The sequence below is a fragment of the Tepidamorphus sp. 3E244 genome, assembly GCF_046159835.1.
Taxonomy (GTDB): Bacteria; Pseudomonadota; Alphaproteobacteria; order Rhizobiales; family Tepidamorphaceae; genus JACKJK01.
This window is the reverse complement of the sequence record NZ_JBJXCY010000002.1, coordinates 202558-222105: the sequence shown is the minus strand read 5'-3', so window position 1 is coordinate 222105 and position 19548 is coordinate 202558. Positions and strand designations below refer to the sequence as shown.

Here is a 19548-nt window from a genome sequence, read left to right as displayed (position 1 = left end):
TTGCGGGCGGCCGGTGGCGGTGGTACCGGCACTGGCATGAGCGATGCCATCCCGTTGCACAGTGCCGATCTGAAAATTCCGACCATCGCGGACGTGCGGGCGGCCGCCGGACGCATCGCCGGACAGGCGGTGCGCACGCCGCTGATCTCCAGTGCCGACCTGAATGCCCGTCTGGGCGCGCGCGTGTTTCTCAAGCCGGAATGCCTGCAGCGCACGGGGTCGTTCAAGTTCCGCGGGGCCTATAACGCCATCAGCGCGATGAACCCCAAGGCGCGCGAGCGCGGGGTGGTTGCATGTTCATCGGGCAATCACGCGCAGGGCGTCGCGGCGGCGGCACAACTGTTCGAGATGCAGGCGACCATCGTCATGCCGGCGGATGCGCCACAGACCAAGATCGAACGCACCAGGGCGCTTGGCGCACGCGTCGTTGCCTATGACCGGGCGAGCGAGGATCGCGACCTGATCGCCCAGAAGGTGCTGGCGGAAACGGGCGGCACCTTCGTCCACCCCTACAACGACGCCTTCGTCATTGCGGGCCAAGGCACGGCAGGTCTTGAGGCCGCCGATGACATTGCCGAGGCCGGTCTCAGCCTCGACGACGTGCTGGTGTGCACCGGCGGCGGCGGGCTGACGGCAGGCGTCTGCCTTTCCGTGCACGACCGCTTTCCCGATGCGCGCATCTACTCGGTCGAGCCGGAAAACTTCGATGACATGGCCCGCTCGCTGAAGAGCGGGACGATCCAGTTCAACGCCACCACGTCCGGCTCGCTGTGCGACGCCTTGCTGACGCCGTCACCGGGCGAGACGGGGTTCGCGATCAACTGGAAGCGGCTGGCGGGCGGACTCGTCGTGTCGGACGCGCAGGCCCTGTCGGCCGTGGCGTGGGCCTTTGCGAACCTCAAGCTGGTGCTGGAGCCCGGCGGCGCGGTTGCGCTCGCCGCCCTGCTATCGGGCAAGATCGACGTTCAGGGCCGCACGGTGCTCGTCGTGCTTTCGGGTGGCAATGTCGACGCGGGAATGTTCGAGACCGCACTGCGTACAGCAGAAAGTCCAGCCTAGCTGCAGGCCGCCAGCGCCTGTACCTGGCTCAGGCGGTAGCCACCGGCCAGACGTTCGCGCATTTCCTCGTCCGCCTCGTCGTCGGCGGCGGCTTCGAGGTCGGCTTCGGCCTGTGCCGCGACATCGACGTCCTCGTCGTCGGAATCGATGGATGCGAAAGCCAAATCGGAATCGTCGCATTCCACCCGCGAGGCATCATCCGCGTTGACGATCGAAGGTGCCTGCCAGTCGACGGTATTGGGTTCTGGATCGACGAGCTCAGGCTCGTAACTGTCGAAAACGTCGTCGATGGAACCCTGGTCGACTTCCTCGCCCGGCTTTGCCGGGCCGTTCAGCAGGTGCGCGTCGGGGCGGGCGTCGTCGCCTGCGGGTTTGTCCGCAGGGGCATCGGCGTCGCCGCGCAGGTTCCAGATGTCGATCATCGCGTTGACGCGGCTTTCCACATAACGCAGTGCCTCGACGACCTTCTGGATGCGCTGGCCGGTGATGTCCTGGAAGGAACAGCCGGTGTAGATGTCGATGATCAGTTCGTCGATCTTGGCGCACTCTTCGCTCGCCTGACCGCCTTCCATGATCGTCCAGACGAGTTCCTGCACCTTCTCTGCGGAGGTGAGGATTTCGTTGGTGGCTTTTTCGGTCGCGCCGACGACGGCATCAAGTTCCTCGGTCGCGTCGAGGAAACGATCTGCTTCTTCCTCGTTCTGGAGCGACTTGATCTCGGTGCGCGTGCGCGAGATTGCTTCCGCCATGTCGATCAGGTCGAGGCGGATATCCGCCACACCGGACTGGGACTGCGCGGGTTTGGAAAGCGTCGACTCGAGCCGGTTCACGGCGTCGAGGACGAGCTGCGTATCAGAATTGCGGTTGCGCCGGGTATACTCTGCCAGGAACCATCTGCCACGTGCCGTCTCCATGACCGCAGCTTCGATTGACTGGTATTCGTTTTCCGTTATCGGCGCGGGCAAATCATCGGACATAAGCGTTCTGCCTTGATGGACGTTGATTGCTCGATTCGATTCGGCCTCGATTTGGCCGTCCTCAAGAGAGTCCGAGGAAAAAGTTAGCAAGTGGTTTCCGTGGCGCTTCTAATTGCGTCATACCCACCATGCACGGCACGCGGAATGCCGATGGATTCGAGGTGAGACGTGTCTGGCGCGAGGCTTTACGCGGTACGGGTATCGGCGTTCTACGGGGCGCTGTTCGCCTTCATCGGCATCTATCTGCCCTTCTTCCCTCCCTACCTGAGCGCGCAAGGCCTGAGCCCGGTGGAGATCGGGGTCGTCATGGGTCTGCCGCTGGCGGTGAAGATCTTCGCAACGCCGGTCGTCACCTGGCTGGCGGACGGGCCGGGTCGCGCGCCGGCTGTTCTGTTCGCCTGTGCCTTCGGTGTCCTCCAGACGACGCTCGCCTATTCGCTGACAGGCGCCTTCGTGCCCACGGCCATCATCTCGGCCATGAATGCGATGTTCCTCAGCCCGCTGATGCCGCTATCGGAAGGTTTGGCGCTGCGCGGGGTGCGCGTCTACGCGCTCGACTACGGACGGATGCGGCTGGTGGGGTCCGCCACGTTCATCGTCGGCAATGTCGGGGCTGGGCTGGTGCTCGGCGTGACCGGGCCGATCTTCGCCGTCTGGCTGATGGCAGCGGCAGCGTTCGCGCTCTTGCTGGCGGGGTTTCGCCTGCCGCAGGTGGAGGAGACCGGCGCGTCAGCCTATCGCCCGGCGGGGCTCATCGCGTCGCTGCGGGCCGCCGCCAACCGACGCAACCTCGTGGTGCTGGCCGGGACCGGCCTCGTGCTCGCCAGCCACAACCAGTTCTATGTCTTCGGCACCGTGCACTGGCAGACGCAAGGCATCGGCAGCGCGGTGGCCGGTCCGCTCTGGGCGGTTGGTGTCGTTGCGGAGATCATCCTGTTTGCGTGTTCCGGCGTCGTGCGGGCGCGCATCGGCATCGCGGGACTTCTCGCCGTCGGCATGGGCGCGGCACTGGTGCGCTGGAGCGCCATGGCGTTCGACCCGCCGCTGGCGATGCTGTTTCCGCTACAGGCACTGCACGGGCTGACCTTCGGTGCATCGCACCTTGCGGCGATGGCCTATCTGGGGGAGCGCATGTCACACGGCAGCAACGCGGTGCAGGGCCTCTACTACACCCTGACGGGGCTTTTCGCCTTTTCGCTAAACATGATGGCCGGTCCGCTCTACGAGAGCCTTGGCGGCGCGTCCTACGCAGCGATGGCGGTGCTGTCGCTCGTCGGTGGCGCGGTCGGGCTGTTCGGGCTGACGCGGATGCGCGACCCGTCCTGACCTAGCCCCACAATTCGGCTGGCGGCGTCAGGATGCGGCTGCCATCGAAGGTCAGCCCCGGTTCGCGGTCGCGGGCAAGAAGCAGCGGGCCGTCGAGGTCGACATAGTCGGCGCTGGCAGCCACCACCAGGGCCGGCGCCATGGCGAGCGATGTCGCCAGCATGCAGCCGACCATCACCACCATGCCTTTCGACTTCGCTGCGTGGGCGAGATCCAGCGCCTCCGTCAGGCCGCCGGTCTTGTCGATCTTCACGTTGATCGCAGTGTACTTGCCTTCCAGCTCCATCAGGGTGGAGAGGTCGTGGGCGCTTTCATCGGCACAGATGAGAATGTCGGAGCGCACGTCGCGCAGCGCCTCGTCGTCTTCGGCGGGCATGGGCTGCTCGATCAGTTCGACGCCCGCGCGGGCGCAGGCTGCGAGGTTGGACGCGAGATTGCCTTCCGACCAGCCCTCGTTGGCATCGATGATGAGGCGGGAATTCGGCGCGCCTTGACGCACAGCGGCAATGCGCTCCATGTCGCCGTCGCCGCCGAGCTTGACCTTCAGCAGCGGGCGGGCGGACGCCTTGCGGGCGGCTTCCAGCATTGTTTCGGGCGTGCCGAGGCTCAGCGTGTATGCGGTGACGATGTCCTTGGGCTCCGGCTGGCCTGCGAGCTCCCAGCAGCGCTTGCCCGCGCGCTTGCATTCGAGGTCCCACATGGCGCAATCGAGCGCGTTTCGCGCAGCACCTGCCGGCATGGCGTTGCGCAGGCCATCCCGGCTCAGGCCGTCACCGAGCCGGGCTGCCATGTCCTCGATCTGGCCGCGCACACTCTCCACGCTTTCGCCGTAGCGCGCATAGGGCACGCATTCGCCGCGGCCCGTGTGCTGGCCGTCGTCCAGCGTCGCCGTGACGACCACGGCCTCGGTCTTGGAGCCGCGCGCGATCGTGAAGCTGCCGGCGATGGGCCAGCGCTCGACATCGGTTAAAAGCTTCACCGGCTCAGCCAAGCTGCTTGATCCGTTCGACGATGGGCGCGACCCCGGTGCGGATCGGGTCGCAGGCGGGCAGCCCGTATTTCTCGCCAAGGTCGGAGATGATCGCCTTGGCCGCGTCATCGTCCAGCGCCTTGGTGTTGATCGCCAGACCGACGCAGGTGATATCCGGGTTGGTGAGGCGGCCATGGGCGATTGTCATGTCGATGACGTCGCCAATATCGGCAATCGGCGTCTCGACATTTCGCATCTTGGTGCGGGTCGGTTCGTGGCAGACGACAAACGCGTCCGGCTGCGCGCCGTGCAACAGGCCGAGGCTGACGCCTGCAAAGCTCGGGTGGAAGAGCGAACCCTGTCCCTCGACCACGTCCCAGTGGTCCGGGTCATTGGCCGGCGAAAGCCATTCCGCAGCGCCCGCGATGAAGTCGGCGACCACCGCATCGATGGAGACGCCCCGCCCGGAGATGAATACGCCGGTCTGGCCGGTTGCGCGGAAATCGGCGTTCATGCCGGCATCGCGCATGCCCTTTTCCAGCGCCAGCGAGGTGTACTTCTTGCCGACGGAGCAGTCCGTGCCGACGGTCAGCAGCCGCTTGCCCGGTCGCTTCGTGCCCTTGCCGGTGGCAAAGCGCTGGGTTGAATGGCGCACGTCGATCAGCTTCACGCCGGCATTGTCGGCGGCTTCGGCGATCTCGGGCACGTCGCGTAGCCGCTGATGCAGGCCGGTTGCGATATCCATGCCGGCCTCGATGGCCTCGACGATGGTCGCGATCCAGTGGTCCGGCAGCACGCCGCCGGGGTTCACGACGCCGACGACCATGGTCTTCACGCCGGCGGCCCTGGCGTCCGCAACGCCCATGTCGGGCAAGCCGCAATCGGCCTTGCAGCCCTCGAGCCGGAGTTGGCCTTCGCACCATTCGCGTCGCCAGTCGACGATGCCCTGTGCCGTCTTTGCGGCCAGATGGTCGTGAACGTCACCGAGAAAAAGCAGATAGGGCTGTGAGATTTCCATTTTTGCCGGGCCTGTGGCTTTCGGGAACTTGTCTGTACGTCACTGTCGGATTACCCCAGTATGCCGGCTCTCAACAAGAGCGGCAAAGTGGGGGACATGGCCGGTATTCCAGCGTTGCGGCCATGGGCAGAGGCGGGTCTGTGACGGTAGCGGCGATCCATAACGGGTACCGGTTCGAAGATGGCGGCGAAGTGTTGCGCTTCAAGCCCTTCGGGTCGTGGATCATCCGCAACCTGACGGAAGTCGAACGCGCTCTGTCCGACTTCACCATGCCCGAAAACGGACGCAGCGTCGTCATTGACCTGTCCGACCTCGAAAAGATCGACGTTTCCGGTGCCTGGCTGATCCATCGTTCCGCCAAGCAACTGGCTGCCGCCAACCACGCCATCAGCTTTGAATCGGTCGGCCGCGCCGCGCGCATCCTGTTGCAGGAGGTCGCCGAGTCCGACCGCCCCATGATCCCCGAGCCGCCGAAGCCCGCGGCAGCGCGCGTGCTGGTGGAGGACGCCGGCAAGTCCGTCATTTCATCGGTTGGCGACATGCGCCGGCTGACGGAGCTGATCGGGGCGATGGTCAGCATCGGTTTCTCGATTGTGCGCCATCCTTCCAAGCTGCGCGTCACGCCGATCCTCTATCACCTCGAGCAGAGCGGCGTGCGCGCCATTCCCATCGTGGCGCTCATCACATTCGTGATCGGTGCCATCGTCGCGCAGCAGTCGATTTACCAGCTGCGCGACTTCGGCGCGGAACAGCTGGCGGTGAACTTCGTCGGCATCGTCATCCTGCGCGAACTCGGCGTGCTGCTGACCGCCATCATGGTAGCTGGCCGGTCCGGCAGCGCCTTCACGGCGGAAGTCGGCGCCATGAAGATGCGCGAGGAAATCGACGCCGTGCGCACGCTCGCGCTCGACCCGATCGAGGTCATCATCGTTCCGCGCCTGACCGCGCTCGTCATTGCCGTCCCGCTGCTGACCTTCATCGGCAACTTCTCGGCGCTGACGGCGGCTGCCGTCGTCTCGTTCGTTTACGGCGGCGTGCCGATCGACCTGTTCATCGAGCGGCTGCGCGACCAGGTGGACCTCATCAACTTCACGCGCGGCATCATCAAGGCGCCTTTCATGGCGGTGGTGATCGGGCTGGTCGCGGTGCTGGAAGGGCTCCAGGTGGTCGGCTCCACGGACTCGCTTGGCAAGCGGACGACGGCCTCGGTGGTCAAATCGATCTTCCTGGTGATCGTGATCGACGGCATTTTCGTCCTCTATTACGCCATGGTTGATGGGTAGTAGGCGGCATGGCAATCAACCCACGCGCGATCAAGACGACAGGCTACCTGCTGCAGGCGAGCGGGCTGACGGTCGGATTCGATGATATGAACATCATCGAGAACCTCGACATCCAGCTGAAGCGCAGCGAAGTCCTCGGCGTCGTCGGGCCGTCCGGCACCGGCAAGTCGGTGCTGATGCGCACGCTCATCGGCCTGCTGCCCAAGCGCGCCGGTACGATCCGCTATTTCGGGCGCGACCTGTCCAAGCTCTCGCTCGAAAATCAGCGCAAGATCGAGCGCCGCTGGGGCGTCCTGTTCCAGCATGGCGCGCTGTTCTCCTCGCTGACCGTTCGCGAGAACGTCCAGGTACCGATGCGCGAGCACATGGACATCTCCCAGAAGCTGATGGACGAACTGGCCGAGCTGACGCTTGCCATGGTGGGACTCGCGCCGAACGCTGGAACCAAGTATCCATCGGAGCTGTCGGGCGGCATGATCAAGCGCGCGGCTCTGGCGCGCGCGCTGGCGCTCAACCCCGATATCCTGTTTCTCGACGAACCGACCTCGGGCCTCGACCCGGTCGGCGCGGCGGAGTTTGACGATCTGATAACCAGTCTGAAGGAGACTCTCGGTCTCAGCGTCTTCATGGTCACCCACGATCTGGGCAGCCTCTACCGGGCCTGCACCCGCATCGCGATCCTGGGGGGCAAGAAGGTGATGGTCGAGGGTGATCTCGATACGATCCTGGCCTACGATGATCCTTGGGTGCAGTCCTACTTCCACGGGAACCGCGCCCAGACGGTTCAGTATCAATCGGCCGGCCAAGAAGAGGTTCACGCCTGATGGAAACGCGCGCAAGCCCGTTCATAGTCGGCCTGTTCACGCTCGGGACGCTGTTTGCGTTGCTGGCGTTCACCTACTGGTATTCGCGCTTCGCCGATGCCGGGCCGGAGCAGACGTACCGCGTGGTCTTTGCCGACCAGGTGACGGGTCTGGGCGTCGGCGCGCCTGTCATGTTCAACGGCATCAAGGTCGGCTCGGTGGAAGACATGCGCCTTGCGCCCGACGATCCGACGCAGGTGATCGCGCGCATTTCGGTCGAAGCCAACACGCCGGTTCGCGTCGATACGCGCGCCCAGATCCAGAGCCAGGGCTTCACCGGCGTTCCGTTCATCCAGTTGATCAGCGGACGGGCCGATACCGCTGCGCTGACGGACGCGTGGGGCGGGTCCGACTACCCGATCATCTATGCCGAGGCCTCCACGGTGCAGAGCATCATTGACCGGGCGCAGACCCTGATGACGAAGCTCGATTCCGCCGTGACGCGGGTCGACGACATCCTCGCGGGCAACCAGACCGGCATCAACAATTCGATCCGCAACATCGAGAAGTTCTCCGAGGCGCTGGCCGACCGGGCCGACACGATCGGGTCCTTCATGGATGACGCGGCTGCAGTCGCGCGCCGTCTCAACAGCCTCGGCGAGAAGCTGGAGACGCTGTCGCTGTCGCTGCAGGAGCGGCTTGACGTCATCAGCCCGGAATCGGTGCGTGAGACGGTCGAGAACGTGAAGACTTTCACCGAAGGCCTGTCGGGCAGCACGGATGAGCTGAAGGCGTTCATCGGCGATGCCAGCAAGGCGGCCAAGCAGCTTGCCGCGATTGCCGACAAGATCGATCCCGAAGCCATCCAGACCAGCATCACCAATATCGAGTCGTTCACCTCGACCCTTGGCGGGCGCGAGGAGCAGATCGGCAAGTTCTTCGACGATGCCGGGGCGGTTGCCGCGCAGTTCCGCGAGACGGCAGCGAAGATCGACGGCATCGTGTCCGGTTTCGACAACAGCCAGGGCGGCAACCTGATCGAGGAAGTGACGGCTGCCGCGCGGGCCTTCCGCCAGCTTTCGACCCAGCTTTCGGGCAAGGGCATGCGGAACCTGGACGCACTCGTCGTCGATGGACGGCAGACGCTTTCGAACATCAACCGCGTGGTTGAGAACCTTGAAAAGAACCCGGGGCGGTTCATCTCCGGACAGTCGCAGGTCAGAGAGACAAGCGGGGGTTACCGGCGTTGACTCTGGGTCAATCGCACGGTCTAACCTACCGCTGCGCTTGAAGGCGCTTAGGGGGCGTGTGGGACATGCGTAAATACAGGAGCATCGGCCTGGTTGCTGCTTGCTGGCTGCTTGCCGGCTGCTCCGTCGTGCAAGGTCCCCCGCCGGAAACCTATGACCTGACCGCGCCGACCGAATTTTCCGGCAAGGTCGGTTCGACCCGCGCACAGATCCTCATTGCTAATCCGACGTCCGTCAGCGTCCTCGACAGCGAGCGCATCCTGCTGCGTCCCGAGCCCAGCGTCGTCACCTATCTCAAGGGCGCGCAGTGGACGGACAAGCTGCCGAAGCTGCTGCAAACGCGTATCGTCCAGTCGTTCGAGAATACCGGCCGCGTGCGCGCCGTCGGGCGTCCGGGCGAGGGGTTGCTGATCAACTACCAGCTGGTCCTCGATATCCGCAACTTCGAGGTCGATACCGCGACCGGCCTCGCCGTCGTGGCCATCGGCGTGAAGCTGATGAACGATCGCAACGGCCGGGTCCTTGCCACGCGCCAGATCGGTGGACAGGCCTCGATCTACGGCACCAGCAACGACGAGATGGTGGATGCGCTCGATTCCGCGTCGCAGGCGGCCATCGACCAGCTTGTACGCTGGACGCTCTCGAAGATCTGACGCGCGCTGCGACTTTCTCCTTACGTCCGATAGTGACGCTCCGCGTTCGGCGAAAGCTGCGCTGACACGCGCCTGCATATCCCATTGCGCCAGCCTGGGCACTGACGGTCGAGCGTGTCGGCAAGCCTACGCGGCATGGCCGGAGGAGAGTGCGAAGGGCGCAGGTCTGGGCGTTTGTGGCAGACATTCAATTGCCCTACGACGCGCCGTGGCCGCTGCCTTGCCCACTCCGGATTGACCGACTGCAGACAAGCGAAAGGCCCGCCTCGGATGAAGCGGGCCTCTTGTGGTCTTGTGGGTCCTGTCGGTTCGGCGCGGCCTCTGGCGGGCCGTTGTCGAACCTGTCTGACGCCTGGCGGCAGAGCCGCCGAAAGCTTGTGCCTCAGGCCGTGCGGCCCGTGACTTCCGCGAGCATGGCAAAGACCTTGCTCGGCTCGGAGGTCAGGTACATCTGGCGCATGGTGCCATCGTTGTCCTGTTCGGCGATCTCGCCCAGCAGGCCCTCGAACTCGTCCATGTAGCGGTCGACGGCAGAGCGAAGCTCGTTGTCGGCGCGGTACTTGCGGCGCAGCTCTTCGAGGATGCCGTTGTCGCGGCGGGCGTAGAGACGGCGCACGAAGATGTCGCGGTCGCCACGGCGATAACGCTCGTACAGTTCGGCGTAGGAGCCGTCGTTGAGCGCGCGCACGATGTCGACGGCGGTCGCGTTGAGCGTCTCCAGGATGTGCGCGGGATTGCGCGGCATCGGGGTCGGCTCGGCGCGCTGCTCGCGGTGCAGGCGGCCCATGGTCTCGGAGGCCGAGCCACGGTCGCGTGGTGCGGCAACGATCACCGGCTGCTCGTCGCGGGCCGGGCGCGGGGCAGGGGCTGCCTGCTGCGGCTCGCGCTCCGGCGCACGCGGCGCCGGGCGGGCTGCGGAGGCAGAGCGCTGCGGCGGTGTCGCCACGTCGAGGCTGCGGCCACCGTGACGGGTGACGATGTCGGACAGTTCGTTGAGCGCCTTCACCTGGTCGGACACGGCCCGGCGCATGGCGTCGGAGTTGTCCTGCACCTCGCGCGGGAGGTCCATCGCGCCACGCTGCAATTCGCTGCGGGTCGATTCCAGTTCCTCGATCATCTCGCGGGCAGCCTTGCGCATGCTGTCGCCCGATTCCGAAAGGCGCTCGGTGGCGGCGGCGATGAGGTCGGCAACCTCGCGGCTGGCGGTGTCGTAGTTGGAGCGGACGACCGAGGTCGCGCGGTTGGTTTCGCGGTCGACCGTTTCCACGAGGTCACGCAGGTAGGCCTGAACGGCGGCGGCGGAACCGTCGGTCGCCTGGCCGAGAACCTCGCGGATGCCTTCAGCCGAGGTGCGGACGCGGTCGAGCTGGGCAACAACCGAGTCAGCCGACGCAATGGTGCGCTCGCTGATCGTCTCGGCAACTTCCTCGCTCGCCTGGCGCAGGATCTCGATCTCGCGCTGGGCCTGCTGGACGGAACCGGTGGCTCGCTCGCCGACGCTGCGGGAGACTTCCTCTGCCGTGTCGCGCAGGGCGGCAATCTCCGCGAGGAGCTTGTCGTTGGCGGATTTGGCACGGTCGCCGACGAGGTCTGCAACGGAGGCTGCGGTGTCCTGCAGCGAGGTGATCTCGCCAAGCAGGCGGTCGCTGGCCATGCGGGCGCGGTCGCCGACCGAATCGGCAACGGCGGCTGCGGCCTGTTCCATGGCGAGGACTTCAGCCGACACGCGGTCGGTTGCTTCGCGCGCGCTTTCGCCGATCCGGGCGGACAGCTGGGACGCAGCATCTTCCATCGCGGTGATCTCGGCTGCGACGCGGTTGACCGCTTCGCGGGCACGGGCATGAACCGTGTCGGAGGTCGAGCCTGCGGTCCGCTCGATGATCTCCATCTCGCCGGCCAAAGACTGGCGTGCCTCGCGGACCGCATCGGCGATGCGCTCGGCGATCATGGAGGCGGTGCCTTCCATGGCGGCGATTTCGGCAGCGAGGTTGTGGCCGGTCTGCTTGGCGACCTCGGAAATGCGGCTCGAAAGCGTCTCGGCGTGGCTCTCCATGGAGCCAAGTTCGGAAACGACGGCGCCGCCGGTGTCGCGGGTGATTCCGGTGATGCGCGACGAGGTGCTGTCGGCGGCGCTTTCCATGTTCACCAACTCGGTGGCGACGCTCTCGCCGGTCTGGCGGGCGACGTCGTGCAGGCGGGCAGCGACGGTGTCGGCAGCGCCTTCCATCGAGGCCAGTTCCTGCGCGATGTTCTCGGCAGTGGTGCGGGCGACCTCGGCGAGGCGGTCCGAAATGGACCCCGCGCCGCTCTCGATGGTGGAGAGTTCAGACGCGATGTTCTCGCCGGTCCGGCGGGCCACTTCTGCCAGACGGTCGGACATGGACGCAGCGGCATTGTCCATCGAGACCAGCTCGCCGGCGACGGCCTGGCCGGTCTGCTGGGCGACTTCGGCGATGCGGGCGGCCAGCGCGTCGGTTGTGCCTTCCATGGCCGCCATCTCGGCGGCAACGCTGCGGCCGGTCTGCTTGGCGATCTCGGCGATGCGTTCGCCAAGACCACCGGCGGTGGTGTCCATTTCCGCGAACTCGGCAACCAGCGTGGCGGTTGCCTTCTTTGCGGCATCGGAGACGCGCTCGGCAACCGTGCCGGCTGCTTCTTCCATGGCCGTCATCTCGCCGAACACGCGGTCGGTGGTGAGCTTGGCGATTTCCTCGATCTTGCCGGTCGTGCCACCGGCGGCATCCTGCAGCGCGACAAGCTGGCCACGCAGGGTGTCGCCCGCGGTCTTCGCCATGTTCGCAAAGCGCTCGGTGATCTCGCCGGCGGAGCCTTCCATCTGCGCAAGCTGGCGCAGCAGGGTCTCGGTCGTTTCCTGCGTGTTGCCGGTGAAGCGGCCGGAAATCTCGCCAGCCGATTCCTCGAAGCGCAGCAGCTGGGCAACAACGGATTCGCCGGCAGCGCGGGTCTTGTCGTCGACGGACTGGGCCGCAGCCTCGGCGCGCAGGCGGACCTGGTCGATGTTGTCGAGAGCCTGCTGGGCGGTCTCGGCGGTCGTCTTGCCCATGGTGTCGCCGATCTCGCGGGCACGGGATTCGGCGGCTTCCAGCGCGTCTTCCACCAGGCCCTTGTAGGTCGACATGATGGCGTCGACGTCCTTGGAGGTCTGGGCGACGTTGGCGGCAAGGGCTTCCAGCTTCTCGCGACGCTCGTCGATGTTGATGTCGATCTGCGAGTCGGCGTCGGCCAGCTGCATAATCGTTTTGTCGAGCGAGGCGCGCTGGGTGTCGAAGTGCACGCCGAGATCGGAGAGGTCGGTGAGCATCTTGGAGGTGGTCGTCTCCAGCAGCGACACCTGCGACTCGATGCGGCGGTTGGATTCCTCGCCGATCTGCATGGCGGAATCGAGCGCGGTGCGGAACTGGCCGACCTGCTCGGTGAGGTTCGTCTCGATGTCGGCGAGGTTGTGGCTGGCACCGGAGAGGACTTCGCGCAGCACGGTGTTCGACTGGCTCAGGCGCTCGAAGATGGACTCGACCTTGGTCGACAGCTCGTTGCTGGTGGAGGTGACCTCGTCGACCATGCGCGTGGTGTGTGCCTCGATGGCCTGCACCGCGACTTCGCCGGTTTCCGACAGCTTGCGAGTAACGTCGAGGCCTTCACGCGCAATGGCCTGCGCGGCTTCGCCGCCCTTGAGCTCGATGGCCTGGCTGATGGCGCCAGTGGCGCGGCCAACCACGTCTTCCAGCGTCTCGCGGTGCGTGTCGATGCCGGAGATCAGCGCGTCATTGGTGCGCTCTGCGGTCTCTTCCAGCAGCTTCTGGTGCTGGTCGATGCCCGACATCAGCATCTCGCCTGCCTTGGTGACAGCCTCGGTGAGGTGGCCAAGCTGGGTGTCGACGCCCGTCGTCAGGATCTCGGACGACTTGGTGAACGTGTTCTCCAGGTCGGAGTTGCGCGCCTGCAGGTCGCTGATCAGCTTGTCGCCGCGCACGCCGAGCGTGGTTTCCACGCCGGCAACACCGGAGGCCAGCGTCTCGGTCAGGCGGGTGACGCGGTTTTCCAGCGCGGAGTCGAGCTCGCCGCCCTGTTCCTCGAGGATGGTGCGGATTTCCGACAGGCGCATGTCGAGAGCCTGGTCGATGACGAGCGCGCGTTCCGACACCGAGTTGGTGAAGGCCTCGGTGCGCTCCACCAGCGTCTTCTCGATGGCGTTGGTGCGCGTGTGCAGGGTGTTGTCCACCTCGGTGGCGCGCTGCTGCATCGCGTTGATGAGGGCGATGGCGCTGTCGTTGATCTGCTTGGCAAGACCGTCGGAATTGTCGTCGACCGACTGGATGAGGGCAGAGGCCTGTTCGCGCATCTGGCCGGTGATGGCATCGGTGCGCTCCACCATGGTGGAGATGACCTCGTCGGAGCGGATGGTCAGCGAATCGCTCACTGCGGAGCTGGTGTTCTGGATCGCGGCGACCATCTCGTCGGCGCGCGAGTTCAGCGTCTGCTCCAGCAGGCTGGTGTTGACCTGCAGCGTTTCGGAAATGGCGTGGTTGTGCGTCTGCATCGACTGGTCGAGCAGGTCGGTCTGGGCACGCATCGCTTCGCCGATATCGACCGAGTGCGAGTTCAGGCGCTCGGCCAGTTCCTCGCCGCGCACGTTGAGCAGGTCGTGGGTCATGTTGAGCGTGCCGCTCAGCATGTCGTTGACGACCGCGCCGCGCGATACGATGGCGTCAACCGAGCGCTGGCCGGTTTCGCTGAGGGCGGTGTTGATGGCTTCGCCGCGCGAGGTGATGGCGCGCGAGACTTCCGCGGAAATGATGCCGAGCTGCTCGACATAGTCGGCAGCGCGCACGGCGGCTTCGTTGGACAGGCCTTCGGAGGCCTGCGTGAGACGCTCCACGAGGTCGTTGCCGCCAACCACCACGGACTGGTGCATGGCTTCGCCGGCGCTGTCGAGGCGCAGGGCGATCTCGTTGCCGGCGGTGGCGATCTGCTCGGCAATGGACATGCCGACGGCGGAAAAATCGTCGCCGATGCGGTCGGTCTGCTCGTTGAGGGTCTGCACCATCTCGCGAGCACGCTCGACGAGCTGCTCGTCGACGCGGCCGGCCTGCGAGACCATTTCGGCGAGGATTGCATCGCCGGTGGAGGCAAGCGCGTCGGCCACCTGGTTGCGGCCCTCGGAAATGCGCCCGATGTAGCTCTCGCTCTGCTCGGCAAGCGTCACGATGAGGTGCTCGCCGGTCGCCGTCATGGCGGTGGCGATCTCGTCGCGGCCCTCGTTGATGCGGGTGATGTAGTTCTCGCTCTGGTCGGCCAGCGTCTTGACGAGTTCGTCGGCATTGGCGGCCAGCGCCTCGCCGATCTGCTCGCGACCCTCGGTGATGCGCGCGATGTAGGTTTCGCTCTGCTCGTTGAGGGTGCCGATGAGCTGGTCGGAATTGGCGGCCAGCGTCTCGCCGATCTCGCGGTGACGCTCGGTGAGGCGGGCGAGGTAGGTCTCGGAGTGCTCGGTGAGCGATGCGACGAGTTCCTCGGCGTTGTTCGACAGCGCGTCGGCGACCTGGTTGCGGCCTTCGCTGATGCGCTGGATGTAGCTTTCGGAGCGTTCGTCAAAGGAGGTGATGAGCTGGTCGCCGGTGGCGGCCATGGTCTCGGTCACTTCGGCAGCCTTGGCCTCGAGGCGGCGGGTGACGCCGTCGCCGGCCTCGTTGACCGAGCCGGCAAGCGTTACGGACACGGTGCGGATCTGTTCGGAGAGGTCCGTGTGGGCGCCAAGCAGCGCATCGCGCAGCAGGTCAGCATTGCCGATGATGGCTTCACGCTCGGAGCGCAACTGGTCGAGAAGGTTGCGCATGCGGCGCTCGTTCTCGGTGTAGGCGGTCTCGAGTTCGGTGACCTCGTTGTGGACGGTCGATTCGAGTTCGTTGGCACGCGCCAGCGCGCGATCAACCCCATCACCCATCGCGTTCACTTCGCGGCGGATGGCCTGACCTATGGTGGAGACCGATTCGATTGCGGTGGATTCCGGCTCGGCGAGACGGAGCGCAACTTCGGCCAGCGTGCGACCGGCAAGCTTCATGTCCTGCGCGCGCCAGACCATGAGGCCGACGGCAAAGAAGAAGAACACCGGCACGGCAATGGCCGCGTAGACGGCGATCATGCCCGGCTGGTCGCGCACGACGCTCGGATTGGTGACCTCGAACAGGCTCGGCCCGTAGAGGCCAAGGCCGATCACGATGCCGATGAACGCCCAGACGGCGCCGAGCAGGCCGGCGACCATAAACGGGGCGGTGGAGGGGCGGCGCTGCAGGCGATAGAGCAGCGTCTCGAGGCTCGGGCGATCATCGTTGGCGGCCGCGATGCCGGACATCGGCGCGTCGTCGCCATCCGACAGCGAACGGGCAAAGTCGTCGAGCGCGAACTCGTCGTCGCCCGCCTTTGCCCCGCGGCGTGAGCCTTTCGTGGACGTGCCCGCCTTGGCGGAGCCGTTCCCGGACTCGCTGCCGTTGGTCTCGTCGTCCAGCTCTACCGCCTTGTCGACTGCCGCCGCGCTTGCATCGGAAGTCTTGCGTTGGTTCGCCATTTGGATCGCCTCGTATCCGTACTCTTTACTCGTATCGGCGAGCCCCAGAACGCGGGTTCGCCGGCAACTTGCGGCCGGTCTGACGCAGGCCTTTGGGATCGCACATACCCAATCGGAACCGGGTTTGCACCTTTACCCGCTGCCGTTGGTAAACCGAATCTGCGCCTCTGGCCCATTTGGCGGGGAGATGCCGCACCCGTCCCGCACAATCTTGCCGCGTGGTCAGTGTAGTGAGAAAGTCGCCCCTAGAGAAGCGGCAAGGCCTGTTCTGTTAATTTATCGTTAACGACGAGCAAGCCCGCAATTGTGCCCAAACTGTGCCACAGGAGGCGAAATGGCGTCCGATCAAGCCGACAGCGGAATTTCCAGCGGCGGGCGCGGCAGTTCTGCAACAGCGAAGGCGACCGATGCACAGCTGGCGTGGCTGAAAACCGGGCTTTCTCAGCCCGGCGGGAAGCTGCCGCTGTTCGATTCGCAGGGGCAGCGCATCAACGCGAAAACGATTCGCGCCTGCATCGATCATGGCTGGGCCGAGCCGTGGGTCGCCAACCCGATCAAGCCGGACTGGGAGGTCTGCAAGCTGACGCCCGCAGGCCGGCAGATGCTCGCCGGCAAACCGGCCCGACCATGAGCGCGTCAAGGTTTGGTTGACCAAGTCGGGCGTTAACCCGGCATTTTCCGCTCCGATTAACGCCGTTGGCCATTCCGTTGGGTCATGGTGGCCCTGCTCGAAGAATGGGGGGGCATATGGCTCAAGCAGCACTGAAGTACGAATTGGAGATGCCGGCGAGCGGGGGCGCGGCGGCAGTCGAAACCAAGACAGATGACCGCGAGATTGATCTCGTGCACCTGGCACGGCAGACGCTCGGCGATGTCGCACTGGAACGCGAGATCCTCAGCCTGTTTGTGGTGCAGAGCCAGGTTTACCTGTTGCGCCTGCAGGCGGCGGAAAGCCAGCGCGACTGGTCGCGCGCCGTGCACACGATAAAGGGTTCGGCCAAGGGCATCGGGGCCTTTCCGCTGGCACGCGCCGCAGAAGCGGCCGAAGCGCTCGGCGGGCAGGTCCACGACGAGGCACACCGGCGCGCCGCGCAGGACCTGCTGGAACGGGTTTCGGCGGCGAATGCCTGCGTTCGCAGCTACCTGAGCCAAGTCAGTCAGTAGGCCTCCGGGAAGGATTTTCACTCCCCTTCCGGCCTCTTGAGAGGTCGGTAGAGTTGAATCCGCGCATTCCACGCGTTATTTCGCCTGCGGGGACATACGGGCTCGCCTTCGCAGCCCGGTCATTTGCGTTCAGGTGAGACTATCTGCATGGCCAAGATCACGTATATCGAGCCGTCTGGCACGCGGCACGAAGTGGAAGCCGACAACGGCTCCACCGTCATGGAAACGGCCATCAAGCACATGGTGCCCGGTATCGAGGCCGAGTGCGGCGGCGCGCTTGCCTGCGCCACCTGTCATGTCTACGTGGACGACGCATGGACCGACGTCGTCGGCCAGCCGTCCGCCATGGAAGAGGACATGCTGGACTTCGCCTACGAGGTTCAGCCCAACTCCCGGCTTTCCTGCCAGATCAAGATTTCGGACGCGGTCGACGGCCTCGTCGTCAAGGTGCCCGAGCGGCAGGCCTGAGCGGCGTCCAGGCTGTCTCAGTCGGGCAGGACGTAGGCGCCGGTGATCTTGTTGGTGCGCGTCTGTCCTTCGCCCATCGACACGGTATAGGTGCCGCCTCCGCTGACCCCTTCCCATGGACCCGTTCCGGCGACGAACCGCCAGTTGCCGTTGGTCGACCCGTCCTGGTTGAGCGAGTCCACTTCCCAGCGGACGGTCACGCCGTTTCCGGCGATGTCGGTCCACTGGCAAAAGCCGTTTCCTTGGGTGGACATGCCGAGCACCTCGATAAAGCCGAAGCAGTCGCCGTTGAGACCCGCCATCGGGTTGTCGGCGGTGTCGGGCTTGAACTCGGAATATTCGGCCATGTGCATAATGGCGAGATGATTGTCGCCGATCTGCCTGACGACCGACCTGTCGATGGCGGTGCCGGTGCCGGATGCGTTGTAGGCCGTCTCGGCGGCTGCGAGGGATGAAAAGCTGCCAGCTAACGCGGCGGCGGCGCAAAGTCGGACGAGGTGTCTTGCGTTCATGGTCGTTCCTCCCGTGCCGGGCTGGCTTCAGGAGCGAGCCAGGTTTCGGCAAGGGCCAAGTCTATTGCCGCATCGTCAAGATTGGAAAGTGTCTCAGACGTTGAGCAGCAGGTACTCGCGTTCCCAACTCGAGATGACGCGGTTGTAAAGTTGCCATTCCAGCGTCTTCACCTCGATGAAGGCGTCGATGAAGCGCGAGCCGAAGACCTTGCGCAGCGGGTCGCAGCCGCTCAGCGAAAGCAGCGCGTCCTGAATGTGCGCGGGCAGGGTGACGCCGAGCGTGTGGGCGTCGATGGTGACTTCCGGTTCGGGTTGGTGCTGCTCCTCAAGGCCGACGAGGCCGCAGGCAAGCGTTGCCGCAATCGCGAGGTACGGGTTGGCATCGGCTCCCGCGACGCGGTTCTCGACGCGTCGCGCGGCGGCATTGGAATCCGGCACGCGCAGGCCGCAGGTGCGGTTGTCGCGGCCCCAGTGCACGTTGATGGGGGCGTCGGATTCCATGCGGATGCGGCGGAAAGCATTCACGTTCGGGCAGACCAGCCCCATCGCCACCGGCACGTAGCGCTGTAAGCCCGCGATGAAGTGCGCCAGCGGCGGTGCGTCCGAACCGTCTTCATTGGAGAAGATGTTGACCCCGTCGCGCCCCAGCACGGACTGGTGGATGTGCATGGCCGACCCCGGTTCACCCTGGTGGGGCTGGGCCATGAAGGTTGCGTACATGTCGTGGGCAATCGCTGCCTTTCGCACGGCGCGCTTGAACAGGAAGACCTGGTCGGCAAGCTCCATCGGGTCGCCGTGCTTGAAGTTCATCTCGATCTGGGCTGGGCCGGCTTCGTGGGCCATGGTGCCGATATCGATGCGCGAAGCCTCGCAATAGGCGTAGATGTCCTCGACCACGTGGTCGAACTCGTTGGCCGCCTCGATGCCATAGGCCTGCCGGCCGGATTCCTTGCGGCCCGAAAGCCCCACGGGAACCGTCAGCGGCGTATCGGGATCGACGCTTCTCTCGACGAGGTAGAATTCCAGTTCCGGCGCAACGACCGGGCGCAGGCCGCGCTGCTCATAAAGAGAAATCACGTGCCGCAGCACCGAGCGCGGCGCGTAGTCGACGATGGAATCGTCGGAATTGACGCAGTCGCAGATGACCTGTGCGGTGGGTTCCTCGTACCAGGGCACGATGCGCACGGTGGAAACGTCAGGCACGGCCACAATGTCGCGGTCGGTTTCCGCACCGACCTTCGTGTCGTTGACGGTGTCACCGGAAACCGCCTGCAACAGGATCGTCTCCGGCAGGCGCAGCCCGCCGCTGGTCAGCGCGGAAATGAAGTCCTCGCGAGGGACGATCTTGCCGCGCATCATGCCGTTCATGTCCGGGACGAGACACTCGATCTCGTCGATGACGCGTTCGCGCAGCCAGTGAATGATGTCTTCCGTCGAGGTGACGACGGGGCTGACTTCCGGGAATTTGCTGTCGGCTGGCAT

General features: G+C 65.3%; 15 protein-coding genes. 9 read left to right on the top strand and 6 right to left on the bottom strand.

Annotation, left to right across the window (positions count from 1 at the left end; genetic code table 11):
* Window positions 1-36: 36 nt before the first annotated feature.
* Window positions 37-1059 (top strand): threonine/serine dehydratase, encoded by a 1023-nt coding sequence (locus ACKTEK_RS09870; protein ID WP_409165120.1) that lies wholly within the window; start codon window positions 37-39, stop codon window positions 1057-1059.
* On the opposite strand, the gene ACKTEK_RS09865 is transcribed toward ACKTEK_RS09870, so the two are convergent.
* Window positions 1056-1973 (bottom strand): hypothetical protein, encoded by a 918-nt coding sequence (locus ACKTEK_RS09865; protein ID WP_409165119.1) that lies wholly within the window; start codon window positions 1971-1973, stop codon window positions 1056-1058. The genes ACKTEK_RS09870 and ACKTEK_RS09865 overlap by 4 nt on opposite strands.
* Window positions 1974-2204: 231 nt before the next feature.
* Between ACKTEK_RS09865 and ACKTEK_RS09860 the strand changes: the two genes are divergently transcribed.
* On the top strand, window positions 2205-3362 hold the full coding sequence (locus ACKTEK_RS09860) for an MFS transporter (protein WP_409165118.1): 1158 nt from the start codon (window positions 2205-2207) through the stop codon (window positions 3360-3362).
* Between the two features lies 1 nt (window position 3363).
* On the opposite strand, the gene dgcA is transcribed toward ACKTEK_RS09860, so the two are convergent.
* Window positions 3364-4353, bottom strand: coding sequence for an N-acetyl-D-Glu racemase DgcA (gene dgcA, locus ACKTEK_RS09855; RefSeq protein ID WP_409165117.1), 990 nt, complete (start codon window positions 4351-4353; stop codon window positions 3364-3366).
* Entirely contained in the window at window positions 4346-5350 is a 1005-nt protein-coding gene (gene dgcN, locus ACKTEK_RS09850; protein ID WP_409165116.1) for an N-acetyltransferase DgcN, read from the bottom strand. The genes dgcA and dgcN overlap by 8 nt, the downstream gene beginning before the upstream one ends.
* Window positions 5351-5490: 140 nt before the next feature.
* Here dgcN and ACKTEK_RS09845 point away from each other — a divergent pair, with 140 nt between their 5' ends.
* From ACKTEK_RS09845 to ACKTEK_RS09830, 4 genes are all read left to right on the top strand, one after another.
* Window positions 5491-6633 carry an ABC transporter permease gene (locus tag ACKTEK_RS09845; protein WP_409165115.1) on the top strand — a complete coding sequence of 381 codons (1143 nt, stop codon included), beginning with the start codon at window positions 5491-5493 and terminating at the stop codon, window positions 6631-6633.
* An 8-nt stretch (window positions 6634-6641) separates the two neighbouring features.
* Window positions 6642-7457 (top strand): ABC transporter ATP-binding protein, encoded by an 816-nt coding sequence (locus ACKTEK_RS09840; protein WP_409165114.1) that lies wholly within the window; start codon window positions 6642-6644, stop codon window positions 7455-7457.
* A complete protein-coding gene (locus tag ACKTEK_RS09835) occupies window positions 7457-8686 on the top strand; it encodes an MlaD family protein (protein WP_409165113.1) in 1230 nt (409 codons plus the stop codon). Before ACKTEK_RS09840 ends, ACKTEK_RS09835 begins: the two co-directional genes overlap by 1 nt.
* Before the next feature lie 65 nt (window positions 8687-8751).
* A complete protein-coding gene (locus ACKTEK_RS09830) occupies window positions 8752-9339 on the top strand; it encodes an ABC-type transport auxiliary lipoprotein family protein (RefSeq protein ID WP_409165112.1) in 588 nt (195 codons plus the stop codon).
* A gap of 382 nt (window positions 9340-9721) precedes the next feature.
* Here ACKTEK_RS09830 and ACKTEK_RS09825 read toward each other — a convergent pair whose 3' ends face one another.
* Entirely contained in the window at window positions 9722-15922 is a 6201-nt protein-coding gene (locus ACKTEK_RS09825; RefSeq protein ID WP_409165111.1) for a hypothetical protein, read from the bottom strand.
* A gap of 334 nt (window positions 15923-16256) precedes the next feature.
* On the opposite strand from ACKTEK_RS09825, the gene ACKTEK_RS09820 reads away from it, so the two are divergent.
* The 3 genes from ACKTEK_RS09820 (at window position 16257) to ACKTEK_RS09810 (ending at window position 17554) form a co-directional block, all read left to right on the top strand.
* Window positions 16257-16553, top strand: a complete 297-nt coding sequence (locus ACKTEK_RS09820) for a hypothetical protein (RefSeq protein WP_409165110.1) — start codon at window positions 16257-16259, stop codon at window positions 16551-16553.
* Between the two features lie 116 nt (window positions 16554-16669).
* Entirely contained in the window at window positions 16670-17086 is a 417-nt protein-coding gene (locus ACKTEK_RS09815; protein ID WP_409165109.1) for an Hpt domain-containing protein, read from the top strand.
* A gap of 147 nt (window positions 17087-17233) precedes the next feature.
* Window positions 17234-17554 carry a 2Fe-2S iron-sulfur cluster-binding protein gene (locus ACKTEK_RS09810; protein ID WP_409165108.1) on the top strand — a complete coding sequence of 107 codons (321 nt, stop codon included), beginning with the start codon at window positions 17234-17236 and terminating at the stop codon, window positions 17552-17554.
* A gap of 17 nt (window positions 17555-17571) precedes the next feature.
* Here the strand turns inward: ACKTEK_RS09810 and ACKTEK_RS09805 are convergent, their stop codons facing one another.
* Together ACKTEK_RS09805 and ACKTEK_RS09800 are read right to left on the bottom strand one after the other, a co-directional pair.
* Entirely contained in the window at window positions 17572-18066 is a 495-nt protein-coding gene (locus tag ACKTEK_RS09805) for a hypothetical protein (RefSeq protein WP_409165107.1), read from the bottom strand.
* A 93-nt stretch (window positions 18067-18159) separates the two neighbouring features.
* A complete protein-coding gene (locus ACKTEK_RS09800) occupies window positions 18160-19548 on the bottom strand; it encodes a glutamine synthetase family protein (RefSeq protein ID WP_409165106.1) in 1389 nt (462 codons plus the stop codon).

Excerpts from the sequence above, each read along its gene's own strand:
- ACKTEK_RS09835 (WP_409165113.1), top strand. The coding sequence starts at position 7,457 with ATGGAAACGCGCGCAAGCCCGTTCATAGTCGGCCTGTTCACGCTCGGG.
- ACKTEK_RS09840 (WP_409165114.1), top strand. The coding sequence starts at position 6,642 with ATGGCAATCAACCCACGCGCGATCAAGACGACAGGCTACCTGCTGCAG.
- ACKTEK_RS09865 (WP_409165119.1), bottom strand. The coding sequence starts at position 1,973 with ATGGAGACGGCACGTGGCAGATGGTTCCTGGCAGAGTATACCCGGCGC.
- ACKTEK_RS09800 (WP_409165106.1), bottom strand. The coding sequence starts at position 19,548 with ATGCCAGCCGACAGCAAATTCCCGGAAGTCAGCCCCGTCGTCACCTCG.
- ACKTEK_RS09810 (WP_409165108.1), top strand. The coding sequence starts at position 17,234 with ATGGCCAAGATCACGTATATCGAGCCGTCTGGCACGCGGCACGAAGTG.
- ACKTEK_RS09825 (WP_409165111.1), bottom strand. The coding sequence starts at position 15,922 with ATGGCGAACCAACGCAAGACTTCCGATGCAAGCGCGGCGGCAGTCGAC.
- ACKTEK_RS09820 (WP_409165110.1), top strand. The coding sequence starts at position 16,257 with ATGGCGTCCGATCAAGCCGACAGCGGAATTTCCAGCGGCGGGCGCGGC.
- ACKTEK_RS09870 (WP_409165120.1), top strand. The coding sequence starts at position 37 with ATGAGCGATGCCATCCCGTTGCACAGTGCCGATCTGAAAATTCCGACC.
- ACKTEK_RS09805 (WP_409165107.1), bottom strand. The coding sequence starts at position 18,066 with ATGAACGCAAGACACCTCGTCCGACTTTGCGCCGCCGCCGCGTTAGCT.
- dgcN (WP_409165116.1), bottom strand. The coding sequence starts at position 5,350 with ATGGAAATCTCACAGCCCTATCTGCTTTTTCTCGGTGACGTTCACGAC.
- ACKTEK_RS09815 (WP_409165109.1), top strand. The coding sequence starts at position 16,670 with ATGGCTCAAGCAGCACTGAAGTACGAATTGGAGATGCCGGCGAGCGGG.
- ACKTEK_RS09830 (WP_409165112.1), top strand. The coding sequence starts at position 8,752 with ATGCGTAAATACAGGAGCATCGGCCTGGTTGCTGCTTGCTGGCTGCTT.